Source organism: Streptomyces sp. HSW2009, from assembly GCF_040240285.1.
GTDB lineage: Bacteria > Actinomycetota > Actinomycetes > Streptomycetales > Streptomycetaceae > Streptomyces.
The window spans coordinates 1-12,520 of record NZ_JBEHZD010000196.1; the positions used below are offsets into that span (position 1 = coordinate 1).

At 70.8% G+C, this 12,520-nt stretch carries 8 protein-coding genes and 1 pseudogene; 2 read left to right on the forward strand and 7 right to left on the reverse strand.

The window, feature by feature from the left end; all coding sequences use genetic code 11:
* Window positions 1-264 precede the first annotated feature (264 nt).
* The 7 genes from AAHZ94_RS16495 to AAHZ94_RS16525 all read right to left on the reverse strand — a co-directional run bounded on the left by AAHZ94_RS16495 (window position 265) and on the right by AAHZ94_RS16525 (window position 10,266).
* Window positions 265-2,826 carry a putative bifunctional diguanylate cyclase/phosphodiesterase gene (locus tag AAHZ94_RS16495; RefSeq protein WP_502964693.1) on the reverse strand — a complete coding sequence of 854 codons (2,562 nt, stop codon included), beginning with the start codon at window positions 2,824-2,826 and terminating at the stop codon, window positions 265-267.
* A gap of 527 nt (window positions 2,827-3,353) precedes the next feature.
* Window positions 3,354-4,151, reverse strand: coding sequence for a hypothetical protein (locus AAHZ94_RS16500; protein WP_349993646.1), 798 nt, complete (start codon window positions 4,149-4,151; stop codon window positions 3,354-3,356).
* Between the two features lie 2 nt (window positions 4,152-4,153).
* Window positions 4,154-4,477, reverse strand: a complete 324-nt coding sequence (locus tag AAHZ94_RS16505; protein WP_349993647.1) for an acyl carrier protein — start codon at window positions 4,475-4,477, stop codon at window positions 4,154-4,156.
* On the reverse strand, window positions 4,474-6,294 hold the full coding sequence (locus tag AAHZ94_RS16510) for a fatty acyl-AMP ligase (protein ID WP_349993648.1): 1,821 nt from the start codon (window positions 6,292-6,294) through the stop codon (window positions 4,474-4,476). The genes AAHZ94_RS16505 and AAHZ94_RS16510 overlap by 4 nt, the downstream gene beginning before the upstream one ends.
* 81 nt (window positions 6,295-6,375) lie before the next feature.
* The gene (locus AAHZ94_RS16515) at window positions 6,376-7,170 is read right to left on the reverse strand and encodes a hypothetical protein (RefSeq protein WP_349993649.1); all 795 of its coding nucleotides are present in this window, start codon (window positions 7,168-7,170) and stop codon (window positions 6,376-6,378) included.
* A 498-nt stretch (window positions 7,171-7,668) separates the two neighbouring features.
* A complete protein-coding gene (locus tag AAHZ94_RS16520) occupies window positions 7,669-8,463 on the reverse strand; it encodes a hypothetical protein (protein ID WP_349993650.1) in 795 nt (264 codons plus the stop codon).
* 426 nt (window positions 8,464-8,889) lie between these two features.
* Window positions 8,890-10,266: a C39 family peptidase gene (locus tag AAHZ94_RS16525; protein WP_349993651.1), complete on the reverse strand. Its 1,377-nt coding sequence runs from the start codon at window positions 10,264-10,266 to the stop codon at window positions 8,890-8,892.
* Between the two features lie 171 nt (window positions 10,267-10,437).
* On the opposite strand from AAHZ94_RS16525, the gene AAHZ94_RS16530 reads away from it, so the two are divergent.
* The gene (locus AAHZ94_RS16530; RefSeq protein WP_349993652.1) at window positions 10,438-11,043 is read left to right on the forward strand and encodes a uridine kinase family protein; all 606 of its coding nucleotides are present in this window, start codon (window positions 10,438-10,440) and stop codon (window positions 11,041-11,043) included.
* Between the two features lie 503 nt (window positions 11,044-11,546).
* Window positions 11,547-12,446, forward strand: a pseudogene (locus AAHZ94_RS16535) (tetratricopeptide repeat protein); the annotation flags it as partial.
* Window positions 12,447-12,520: the final 74 nt, after the last annotated feature.

Below are 12,520 nucleotides of genomic sequence, written 5' to 3' on the forward strand. Positions count from 1 at the left end.
ACGCTGGTCTGCGCCGTACTGGTCTTCATCAAGCTGCCCGAGTCGCGTCCGGCGCAGGGGCCGAAGGACGCGGCCGGGGCGGGCGCCCCCCCCGGGGGGGGGGGGGGCCGGGGGGGCCCCCCCCGCCGCCCGGCAGCGGCCCGGCCCCGCCCGCGCCCCGCGCGGACCGCCCCGGCTGCGGGCGACCCGGATGAGCGGGGCCGGCGGGCAGGGCGGCGGGCGAGCAGGGCCGGCGGGGACTTCGGGCGGGTCCGCCCTGTGGAGTCAGCCGCCCGCGGCGTCCGTCAGGGCCAGTTGGTGGAGGCGGTCGGGCGGGCCGGGGCGGGCGTAGTACCAACCCTGGGCCGTGTCACAGCCGAGCATGCGCAGGTGTTCCGCCTGGGAACCGGTCTCCACGCCCTCGACGGTGACCGCGAGGTTGAGCGTGTGCGCCAGCGACACGATGCCCTCCACGATCTTCATGTCCACCGGGTCGGCCGGATCGCTCTGCATGCCGAGCGTGAACGACCGGTCCAGCTTGAGCGTGCTGACCGGCAGCCGGCGCAGGTAGGCGAGGTTGGAGTAGCCGGTGCCGAAGTCGTCCAGGGCGATGTCCACGCCCATCTCGGCAAGTTGCCGCAGCGGGCGCAGCGCCTCCTCGTCCGCGCCGATCAGGTCGTTCTCGGTCACTTCGAGGCACAGGGCCGCCGGTTCGAGCCCCGCGTTCTCCAGTACGGCGACGGTGTCGGCGACCAGGTCCGGGTAGCGGAGTTGGCAGGGCGAGAGGTTGACGTTGACGCGTAACGGCTCGGCGCCGCAGCCTGCGTCGCGCCAGGCCCTGGCCTGGCGGGCGGCCTCGGCCAGCACCCAGCGCCCGAGCGGCACGATCAGCCCGGTGTTCTCGGCCAGCGCGATGAACTGGTCGGGCCCGAGCACCCCGTGCACCGGGTGCAGCCAGCGCACCAGGGCCTCGGCGCCGCGCACCGTACCGTCCTCAAGGCGCACCAGCGGCTGGTACTCGATGAAGAACTCGCCGTTCTCCAGCGCCGCCGGCAGCCCGTTGGTGAGGCTGTGCCGGGCGATGACCCGGGCGTCGGAGGCCGCGTCGGCCACCTCGTACCGGTTGCCGCCCGCCGCCTTCGCCCGGTACATGGCGATGTCCACGCTGCGCAGCACGGCGGCCCTGGTGGTCTCGCCGCGCGCCCCGCTCGCGACCCCGATGCTGGCACGTACCAGCAGATCACGGCCCTTGATCCGGACCGGCTCGGCGAGCGCCTGGAGCATCCGTTCGGCGAGGTCGACGGCGTCCCTGGGCGCGGTCGGGCCGACGGTCAGGGCGAAGAACTCGTCGCCGCCGGGGCGGGCCACGATCTGCGACGGCTGGGTCAGGCACGTCTGGAGGCGCTCGGCCACGGCGATCAGCAGGTGGTCGCCGACGGCGTGACCGAGGCTGTCGTTGACGGCGCGGAAGCCGTCCAGGTCCACGTAGCACATGCCGAACCTGCCGGAATCGGCGATGCTCGGGGCCGGCCGACCGGTGGCGGGGGCGGAGCCGGCTGCCGAGTGGGAGGCCGGGCCGGAGGCACCGGGCGCGGGAGTGGGGGTGGGGGCCTGGGCGCGGATTTCGGTCGCGGGAACGGGGGTGGGTGTCCCGCCCGGAGGTGTTCCGCTCCCGCCGGGGGGTGTTCCGCCGGCGGGTATCTCGACAGCGGGTGGTGCGGACGGTACGGGAACGGCGCCAGCAGGCGGCTCAGGTATCGGCTCCACCTCGAACAGGGCGGGGGGGACGGGCGCCGTGGACGCGGACGGGACTTCGGGTGCGGAGGCAACCACGGGGGCGGAGGTGGCCGTGGGAGCCGCCGCGGCGGTGGCCGGGGCGGTGGCCGGGGCGGTGGCCGCCACCGCCTCGTCCAGGCGCTCGAAGAAGAGCGTGCGGTTGGGCAGCCCGGTCAACTCGTCGTGCGTGGCCTCGTACCGCAGTCGATCGCGCAGCCTGCGCTGTTCGGTGATGTCCTCCATCAGCGCCAACTGGTACTGCGGGGCCCCGGATTCGTCCCGCAGCAGGGTGACCGTCAGGTTGGTCCACAGCACGCTGCCGTCGCCGCGGTAGTACGGCTTCTCCATCCGGAAGTGCTCGCGCTGACCGGTGATCAGCTCCTGGTAGACCTCCATGGCCGTCGGGACGTCCTCGGGGTGCGCCCAGTCCGCCACGTTCTCGCCCAGCAGGTGGTCGCCGGGGCGGCCGAACATCCGGGCCACCGCGTCGTTCACGAGCAGCACCTGACCCTCCAGGTCTGCCACGCCGACGCCGATCACCGCGCCGTCGAAGACCGCCTGGAAGCGGGCCTCGCTGGCGTGCAGGGCCTGTTCGGCGGCGGCCCGGGCGGCCAGCGCCTCGCGGGAGGCCGACTCCTGCTCGCCCTTGGCCCGTTCGCTGAGCGCGTGCGCGAAGCCGGCGGCCACCGCGTGCTGGAGCCTGGCACAGCGGGCCCGGCTCTCCTCGGCCGGCATCGGGCGGTCGGGCGGACAGTAGAGCACCAGGTACGCATCGAGCACACCGAGCGTCAGGGGCAGCGCGCCCGCGTCGTAACACCGGGCCGCGACGAGCGCCTGCCCCACCTCGTAGGCGGGCCGGGTGTCCAGCGGCATGGTGCGCAGCGCGTGCGAGAGCCTGCGCGCGAGCGGCACCAGGTACTCCTCGAACTCGCGCTCCGCCATGGGCGTTGCCGTGGCCGGGCGGACGGCCCGGCTCCAGATCGTGGCGAAGCGCCGGAGCCGGTCCTCTTCGCTACCCGGCCCCAGGCCGTAGGGATCGCCGTCCTGTCTTCCGCTCGGCCCCGCGGTCACGCCTCGCGCCTCACTACGGCCCACTCCATCGGTAATCTCCAGCCTCTCCCGGGGAATGTGATCCGGCTCCGCGCGCCGTTGCTGAGCAGACACTACTGATCGCTCGTTCGAAGGGAAGACGCAAACGGAAATCTACGATCCGCATCTGGCCGCGGGCCAGGGGGAATTCTGCCGTGCTCAGGGTGGCTCCGTCGCCTAGTGCGCGTGTGATGTGGGCCTGATGAGGTAGAGGAGGCTCACAGGTACGCACGTGGCGTCCCAATGCAGCGCCGTGGCCGAGGAGTTTCCATGTGCGGCCACTTTTCGTCGTACGGGCGTTCCCCTTTTGGCGCTTTCCCGCCACTTCCCCGCCCACCGCGCTCTGGTGCGCCGCGCCCGCTCCCCCCACGAACGCCGCGGCCCACGGCCCGGCGCCACCCGGCGCCCAGCCCCGCACCACCACCGCCCCGTCCCCCGCCACCCGCTCCCCCAGCGCCGCGCCAGCGCGGACCCACCGAAGCCGGCCCGCGCCGCGCCCCGCCGTCCCTTCAGTTGTCCCAGGCAGGACTGGTGTTGCGGGGGAACGGGAAGCTACAGGCGCCGTTCACCCACTCGTCCACGTCCCGCCTGTCCCACTCCAGCAGCGTCCCGGCGTTCCGGATGCACTTGTCGTAGTCGAGGCTCCCGAACAGGCGGTTGACGGTGATCTTCTGGTTGAGCTGCTCGTATCCCTTGCCCGACCGGTACACCATCTGCACCGTGGTCCTGAGCAGCCCCAGGCGCAGCTCGCCGCGCACCACGGTCAGGACCCCCTGCTGCACATTGCTGTTCTTCTGCTCCCGCCTCTCGTTCTCGACCGCCAACTGGCCGATCTTCTTGATGGAGTTGATGACGGCGGTGAGCGTGTCCGACGTCACCAGACCGCCGATCAGCTCGGTCACCGCCGAGATGGCCGGCCGCAGGGAGAGTGCGGAGATGGCGGCGGTGTAGCTGTCGTCAGTGATGCCGGTGAGGAACGGCATCGTCTCGAACTGATCCCGGAAGGTGACCCACTGGACGGGATCGAAGACCGTGGACGACTGGTCGAAGCCGGCGGAGTGCTCGGCCTTGCGCAGGATGGTGGCGGCCACGGACTGCCACGAGCCGAAGGGCTCCAGCGGTCCCAGGCTGGGCAGCCCCCTGGTGTCCCCGCCGTAGGCGTTGCCCACGCCCGCTTCGTGGTCGCTGTCGTCGCCCAGCAACCCGAGCTTCTCCAGCACCTCCCACGAGAGCGTCCGTGGGCCCGCCGCCCAGATGGCGATCTGCAACGCCTCGTACCGCGCCTGGTCTTGGGTCAGCGCGCTCACGGTCACCCTCCGGTACTCAGGGTGTGCGCACCGCGGGCCGCATCGCGCGACGCGCGTGAGGCGCAGATCAACCGCTCGACGTCCTGCACGGTCTGCACCTGGGGGATGGCCTCGAAGCCCAGGTTGACCCGGAAGTCCAACTCGATCGCGCCCAGCAGGCGGAGCAGCTTGAGGGAGTCGACCCCGGGCAACTCCCGCACCACGGTGGTGCTGTTGACCTCATCGGGCCAATCCTCGTCGCCGAGGTCCAGCTTCTCGTGGATCAGGGCGTACAACCGCGCTCGCTCGTGCGGGGGTAGCTGGGGGTGGTTCGTACGGGTGCTCATGGCTGTTCCTCGTCGAGGGGGTACGGATGGGTCTTCAGCTCGCTCGGGAGGGCACGCCACCGTCCCTGGAGGTACCGCTGCCGGGCGGCGCTCCGCTTGACCTTGCCGCTGGAGGTCTTGGGCAGCTCACCGGGTTTCACCAGGAGGACTTCCCCGACGGGCAGGGACAGTTCCGTCTGGATGTGGCGGCGGATCTGCCGGGCGACCGCGGTGGCGTCCCCGCCGCGGAGTTCGGCGACGACCACCACCTCTTCGGTGGCCGGTCCTGGTCGGGTGAAGGCCACGGCGCTGCCCTGCCGCAGGCCGGCCGCCTCGACCGCGGCCCACTCCACCGACTGGGGATCGTGGTTGCGCCCGTTGACGATCAGCAGGTCCTTCTTGCGACCCGTCACGTAGAGGGTGCCGTCCGCCAGGTATCCGCAGTCCCCCGTGCGCAGGCCATGCGCCGTGAAGCTCCGGCGGGTCGCCTCCGCGTTCCCCTGGTAGCCCGCCGCCACGCTCGGCCCGTGGAAGACCACTTCACCGATGTGCCGCTCGGGGAGCGGATTCCCCTCGTCGTCCACGATGAGGAGGCGGTGTCCTGCGATGGGGCGTCCGCAGGGCACGAAGGCGATCTGCCCGCCGGCGGTCGCCACTGCCTGGGCCGGCCCTGCTGCCGGCACTGGCAGCGCGAGGCCGCTGGCGTGGTACGGCTCCTGCTGGATGACGTCCGGGGCGAGCGGCACTCCGATCTCGCAGAACGACATGGCAAGCGTCGCCTCCGCCATGCCGTAACACGGCACCACCGTCCCCGGCCGCAGCCCCGCCGCCGCGAAGTGCGCCGCGAAGGAGCGCAGCGTCTCGGGGTGGTTGGGCTCGGCGCCGCAGCCGACGACCCGCAGGCAGGACAGGTCCAGTCGCTGAAGCTCGCCCGGCGGGGTGTGCTCGACGGCCAACGAGAGGGCGAAGTTGGGTGCGAAGGTCACGGTGGCGCGGTGCCGGCTCACCGCTTCCAGCCAGCGTCCCGGGGCGAACGCGAAGCGCAGCGTCGGGAGGAAGCTCACCGGGCAGCGCACGATCAGCGGTGCCAGCACGAAGCCGATCAGCCCCATGTCGTGGTACATAGGCAACCAGCTCACGCCGCGGTCCCGGCCCCGTTCGAGGCGCAGGGCACTGATGATGGCGGCGCAGTTGGCGAGCACGTTGGCATGGGTGACCTGCACTCCCTTGGGGGCCGCGGTACTCCCCGAGGTGAACTGCACGAACATCACGTCGTCCGGGAGGATCACCTCGGGGCGGGGCGTACGACCCACCAGGGGCTCGGGCTCGGGCTCGGTGAAGAGTTCCTCCGCGACGACGGCCGGTAGGCCATCGACCGCCCGGAAGAGCGGGTCCAGCCGGTCCACCAGACTCCGGGGCAGTACGAGCCCGCCGGCCCCCGCCGTACGGAGAATGGCGGCGGCGCCCTCGCAGTAAGCCTCGAACGCGCCGAAGCCCGTGGGCGGATAGAGGGGAACCGGGACGACGCCCACGGCGACGGCGCCCAGGAAGGTGAACACGAACTCCTGCTCATCGGGGATGACGAGGGCGATGCGCTCCCCTTTGCGCCAGCCGCCCTGGAGCAGCCGGCGCCCCCGGCGCAGGGCCTCCCGCGACAGCTCCGACCAGCTCACGAACTGCTCGCGCCCGTCCTCGCGGAGGAAGGTGTAACCCCCCTCCGCCTGACCGAGGTTGTCGACGAGGACCTGGGTGAAGGTCGATGCCGGCACCCGCTGCGGAGGCTGCGCATTCCCGGAGAACGGCGGTGCTTTCTCGGAGAACATGGGTCTCTTGGACATGATTCCTGCCCCGAGGGTCCGCTGGATATCGCGAAAGGGTCGTGGACTGGCCTGCGCACCCCAGGTGGGGCTTTCGCCGGCCTACTTGCCCCAGGCTGGGCTTTGGTTGGGCTGCTTATGCGAGCTGCCCGTCCCCTTCTCCCATTCGTCCACGTTCTTGCCGTCCCACTCAAGGAGCTTGCTGGCGCTGCGCTTGCACTTGTCGAAGTCGAGTACGCCATAGCCGCGGCGGACCACGATGGACTGCTCTAGCTGCTCGTACCCCTTGCCCGACTTGTACTGCATGGCCACCGCCGTCCGGGCGACTCCGAGATAGAGCTGGCTACTGCGGCGCGAGAGGACGCCGGTCTGTTGGTTGCTCTGCTTCTGCGTCTTTCCCTCGCTCTCCATCGCCAGTTGGCCGATCTTCTTGATGGAGGTCAGAACGCCTTCCCATGCCGTCGGCGCCAGGATGTTCTTGAGCAGGTCTTCCACCGCGTTGACGCCCTTTTCCAGCGAGAGCGAGGAAATGTTCGTCTCGCGATTGTCGGACGTGTAGGACAGGAAGAACGGCATCGTGGAGAACTTGTGGAGGTAGTTGTTCCAGGAGACCGCGTCGAACACCTCGCTCTCCGGGTTGAAGTCGCTGATGGTCGCGGTCTTGTGCATGATGGTGGCGGCTACCGACTCCCACGTGCCGAATGACGACAGGGGCCCCAGATCGGGCAGCAAACTGCCGTCCCCGACCGCCTTGTTGCCCACCGCCTGGTCGTTTCCGTCGGCGTCGACCGCCGCGACCTCGTACCTTGCGGATGCCTCCGGCCGGGGAGAAGGCGCCTCCCACAGCGCGACCTCCAGCGCCTCCTGGTGCTTTTGGGCTTCGCCGAGCTCGGTCATGACTGTTTCCTTTGTTTCGGAGTCTTTGCGGGTTCTTTCGCGGATTCTTTTGCGGGGTGAGGTGTTGTACCGCGAGATGGGGGTGACATGTGGCGAGGAAGCGCAGCCGCTCCAGGAAGGGCAGCCATGGGGGCGACACGAACAAGCTATTCGTACTGCTACTACCGCTGACCCGGGCGTTCGTGCCTCGGTCCCGCTCAAGCAGCGTGCTGCCTTGCGCGAGCACTGGTCGAAGTCGAGCACGCCGCAGCCGCAACGAAGGGCAGGGCCCTGCCGCAATGCCGCACAGCCCCGATTGACCAAGCTGGCGAGCGCCGCCTCTGATCTCATGACCCTTGCCCGGAGCATCGAAGGGTTCGCGCTCCAGCTTTAGCGCGCTGCGGCGCTTTTCACCGTTACGGACCAGCCGACGTCCCGCCGGTGCCGTACGGGCGAACGCCGCCAGAGACGGGTTCGGGGAGGGACTGCAATGGCGGAGCGGTGCGGACCGGAACCGGCTCAGTGGTCCCAGGCAGGGCTTTGGTTGGGCGGCTTCTGGGCGCTGCCCGTCCCCCTCTCCCACTCGTCCACGCTTCGGTGGTCCCATTCGAGCAACTTGCTGGTACTGCGCTTGCACTTTTCGAAGTCGAGCACGCCGTAGCCGCGGCCGATGTCGAGGGTCTGGCTCAGCGGCTCGTACCCCTTGCCCGACTTGTACTGCATCTCCACCGTGGTCCGGACGACCCCCACATAGAGCTGGCCGGCATGCCGCGAAACCAACCCGACCTGCACATTGCTCTGCTTCTGCGGCTGCCCATCGGACTCGACCGCCAACTGGGCGACCTTCTTGATCGTCTCCACGATGTCGGTGCGGTTCTGCTCGGTCACGATGTTCTGGAGCAGGTCCGACACCGCGCTCACGCCCTTTTCCAGGGAGAGCAAGGAGATGGAGGCGTTGCGGGTATCGCTCGTGTACGACAGGAAGAACGGCAGCGTGGAGAACTTCTGGAGATAGTTGTTCCACGCAACCGGGTCGTAGACCTCGCTCTCCGGGTTGAAGTCGCTGATCGTCGCGGCCTTGTGCAGGATGGTGACGGCCACCGTCTCCCACGAGCCGAAGTTCGACAGGGGCCCCAGGTCGGGGAGCGAACTTCCGTCCCCCACCACCTTGTTGCCGACCGCCTGGTCGTTGCCGTCGGAGTCGACCAGCGCAATCGCTGCCCTGGCCGCCTCGTCCGGCCTGGGAGCGGGCGCCTGCCACATGGCGACCTCCAGGGCCTCGCGGTGCGACTGGTACGGAGTGACCTCGGCCATGACTGCTCCTTGTCTGCGGGTGAAGTGTGCTTGACCGCGAGATGAGGCAGCGTCCGACGAGGGCGCTCAGTCACTCCAGACAGGCAGCCATTGCAGCGACACGGCGCAGCCGTTCGTCCCGCCGGCCCCGGTCTTCACGGCCTGGGCCGGGTGCAGCGTGCTGCGTTGCGCGGGGCGAGTGCCGAAGTCGAACACACCGGACGCGGTGGGAGGCGAGGCTCTGCCGCGCTGCCGCCCGGCCGAGCGAAGGGTGGAAACAGGCCGGGCGGCGCTGCCTCTGGTTCTCGTGGGCTTTGCCCGGAACATCGATGGCTGCGCGCCCCGGCTTGAGCGCGCGCCGACGGATTTCACCGGTCCGGGCCAGTCGACGTCAAGCGGGCGCCACCCGTCACGCCATCGTGGCGCCCGTGCCCCGAGCCCCACCCCTCAGCACGGAACCCCCACCGCCCGCAGCGCCCAGAGCTGCCGGAAGGTCGGCCGGGCCGGGAAGTACAGGTAGCAGACGCCGCCGGTGCCGCCGACGACCTTGCCTGAGGCGTTGTAGCGCTTGGTGCGCAGCCAGATGTTCTCGAACCCCCGGCGCCGGTAGCCGCGCCGCACCGCCGCGTCACTCGCGCTCGCCGGGTCGCCCGCGACCACGTCGCCGTCGGCCGTGAAGCCGGTGACGGTCATGAGGTGGCCGGCCGTGCCGTAGCCGGCTCCGGTCAGTTCGGTCGGCAGGAAGGACTGCGAGGTGATCAGCGGGATGCCGGCGGCGATCAGCGTCTCGGCGTCGGTGAGGGAGTCCAGTCGGGTGACGACGCCGGCCAGGTCCCGGTAGGTGGCGGCGTAGGCGGCGTTGAAGGGCCAGTTGCCGCAGCCCTGGTACTGGTAGTCGAAGGTGTACCGGGCGGCGTGGCAGACCTGGGGGTCGGCGTAGGCAGGGTTGACCCAGGCGAGGTCCTTGCTGCTGGGCTTGCGGCCCCAGTACTCGATGATCATCTGCGAGGAGGTGGGGCTGCACCACGCCTCGCCGCCGTTGTCGTACTCCGGGTACTGGCCCTTGTGGATCTCCTGCGAGTAGCGCGGCACGGTCAGCTCGCGGCCGGTGGCGATGCCGGGCTCGGAGGCGGGCACGGTGAACCGGTCGGGGACGTTGGAGCCCATCGCGCCCACCCGCCACACCAGGGGCGACAGCGAGGTGCCGGGGCGGCGGTGCAGGGTGAGGCGCAGCCGGTAGGCGGCGATCCGCAGCCCCGCGGCGGCCGGTTCCGCGTCCACGGCCAGCGTGTCGGTGGAGACGCTGGTCTTCGTGTCGCCCTGCCCGTCGACGGAGGTGCGCCGGATGTCCGTGTCACCCGCCGCCCAGCGGCCCATCACGTACCAGGGGCTGACGGTGCCGTCGGTGTACCCGACGCGCAGTTCGATCTGGAGCCAGGTGCCCTCCGGGGCGTGCGCGTTCCAGGAGGCGATGACCTCGTTGGCCGGCGTGGGCAGGGTGTGCACCGGGCTGGTCCAGGTGGCGTACTCCCAGCGGGCGGTGGTGCCGGTGTGCGGGTCGGTGTAGTCGGTGGTGCCGGCGGGTTCGGCGAGGGCGATGCCGGGGCGCAGCCCGTCGCGGACCCGTACGCCGCGGGCCGCGCCGGTGCGCCAGTCGAGGCCGCTCGACCACGAGCGGTTCGAGATGGTCGAACCGCCGGTCACGGCCGTTGCCGCGGTGCCCCGCTGGCGGTCCGCGCCGCGGGCCGGTGAGACCGCGGCCAGGCCGGCGGTGACGCCGAGCGCTGCGGTGAGGAGGGTACGCCGTGGGGTGCGTCTGCTCATGGTGGGAAACCCCCAGTCATCCGATGCGACGTCAGGTGCACGACAGATGGCCCCACTATGACCGCTTCGCCTCGCCCAGGGCCAGTGACGCGACCGACGGCGCGTTCGGTACGCGTCGCGCCCCGCAGCGCGCCGGACCGCCTGCCGTGCGCCCGCCCGTAGGGTGAGCCGGTGAACCACCGCACCGACCCCGGGCGCGCCGCGCGCGCGGCGCGCCTGCACGCCCTGCCCCCGTCCTGCGGCCCGGTCCGGCTGGTCGCCGTGGACGGCCACGCGGGGTCGGGCAAGTCGACCTTCGCGGACCGGCTGGCCGCCGCGCTCGGCGACGCGCCCGTGCTGCACACCGACGACCTGGCCAGCCACGCCGCGCTCTTCGACTGGTCAGCGCGGCTGCACGAGCAGGTGCTCGGGCCGCTGGCACACGGCACCGACGCCTCGTACGAGGTCTACGACTGGCACGCCCGCCGCTTCGCCACCCGGCGCGTCCTGCCGGTGGCCCCGGTGGTGCTGGTCGAAGGCGTGGGGGCGGGGCGGCGGGCCGTGCGGCCGTTCCTGGCGTGCCTGTTGTGGATGGAACGGGACGCGCGCGACTCCTGGGGCCGGGGGCAACGGCGGGACGGTCCCGAGATGTCCGAATTCTGGGCCGGTTGGGTACCCGCGGAGCAGACACATTTCGCCGCCGACCCCTCGCGCCCGTACGCCGACGCCCTGGTCCGCCAGCAGGATGTGGGGCCCGCGGGGTACGTGGTACTGCCGGGGCCTGGAGCGACCGCATGAGCCACCATCAGCATCACTCTGCGTGAACGACACCGCCCCGGTCAGCTCCCACGCCACGACCCGGTCGGACAAGTGCTCCAACTCCGCTTGACCTGGGGGCCATACAGGTCTTACGTTCTCAATGTGCGACTCGTACGGGTCGCCCTACTACGCGAAGCCCCCGATTGTTCCCCCGTGATCGGGGGCTTCGTTCTTTCCTCCGCCCCGCGATTTGCGCGCTTTGTGACACTCCACGCTCACCCTGGGTGACCACTTCCGGAATCGATCCATGCGGTTCCGGAACGGCCCGGGGCACCGACCGGATCACGCCCTTCCCTGACGAACAGCCGTGCGCACCCTTCGGCCAGCACCGTCTTCGCAGGTACGATGCCCAACAGTGCAGCCGACGGGCGGACGCACTTGCACACTGGCCAATCCCCGGTCATGGCATGGCGGTTCGGCAAGGCGGCGACCGGGCACCCGCCCGGCGCCACACCACGGGGGCTCGGTTTGTGGGGGATGTGATGGATTTCGGCATCCAGGGCTCGCAGGCCCCGGCCGATCTCGCCTGGCTGCGCGGCGTCGACGCCTACACGATGGGCGCGTATCCGCAGGCCGAGGAGGAATTCCGGACCGCGGTCGAGCTCGATCCGGGCATGGCCGACGGCTGGCTCGGCCTCCACGCGCTGCGCGCCGACACCGCGACCGCGCTGCTGCGCATGTACCGGCACCGCGACCGGTTCGGCGAGCAGCGCAGCCGGCACCGACGCTCACTCAATTCCTGGTACTGGCTCGGCTGGTGGGTACAGCCGGTCCTGGAGAGCGGCCGTGACCTGCTGCTCGCGCACGCCTCGCACTGGCTCGACGGCCGCCACGTGCCCGAGCTCGACCGGGCGCTCGCCGGCTGCCCGCCGGTCGAGGCCGATCCGCAGGCCCGCTTCCTGCACGCCTGCCGGGCCTATCTGGTCAAGGACTGGGACCAGCTCGTACGGCACACCGAACCGCTGCTCCAGGACCCGCTGCTCGGCATCGAGGCCGGGCTGTTCGGCGGCATGGCCCGGGTGCGCCTTGAGATGTACGGGCAGGCGGAGCCGCTGCTGTCCGCCGCGCTGATGCGGTGCCGCAGCGAGCAGCCGCAGCGCAAGGAGTTGCGCTACTGGCTGGCCCGCGCGCACGAGGGCATCGGGCGCAGCGCGGCGGCCCTGCCGCTGTACCGGGCGGTGCACCGCATCGACGCCACCTTCATGGACACCGCCGCCCGGCTGGCCGCCATCGCCGAGTCCGACGGCTTCGAGGACGGCCCTGACCTGGCCCCGGTCTCGCTGGCCGGTGCCGGGCAGGACGCCACGGACGGCATCGAGGGCGACCCGGCACCCACCCTTGACCCGGTCGACGGGCGGGAGCTGCGGACCGGCCCCGACCCCTGTCTCTAAAAAACATATTACGCTGCCGCCGATAATCCTTGTGTAATAATCGGTGGTCGCCGAATAATAAAAAA

Coding starts and splice junctions, on each gene's coding strand:
- AAHZ94_RS16515 (WP_349993649.1), bottom strand. CDS start 7,170: ATGACCGAGCTCGGCGAAGCCCAAAAGCACCAGGAGGCGCTGGAGGTC.
- AAHZ94_RS16525 (WP_349993651.1), bottom strand. CDS start 10,266: ATGAGCAGACGCACCCCACGGCGTACCCTCCTCACCGCAGCGCTCGGC.
- AAHZ94_RS16505 (WP_349993647.1), bottom strand. CDS start 4,477: ATGAGCACCCGTACGAACCACCCCCAGCTACCCCCGCACGAGCGAGCG.
- AAHZ94_RS16510 (WP_349993648.1), bottom strand. CDS start 6,294: ATGTCCAAGAGACCCATGTTCTCCGAGAAAGCACCGCCGTTCTCCGGG.
- AAHZ94_RS16520 (WP_349993650.1), bottom strand. CDS start 8,463: ATGGCCGAGGTCACTCCGTACCAGTCGCACCGCGAGGCCCTGGAGGTC.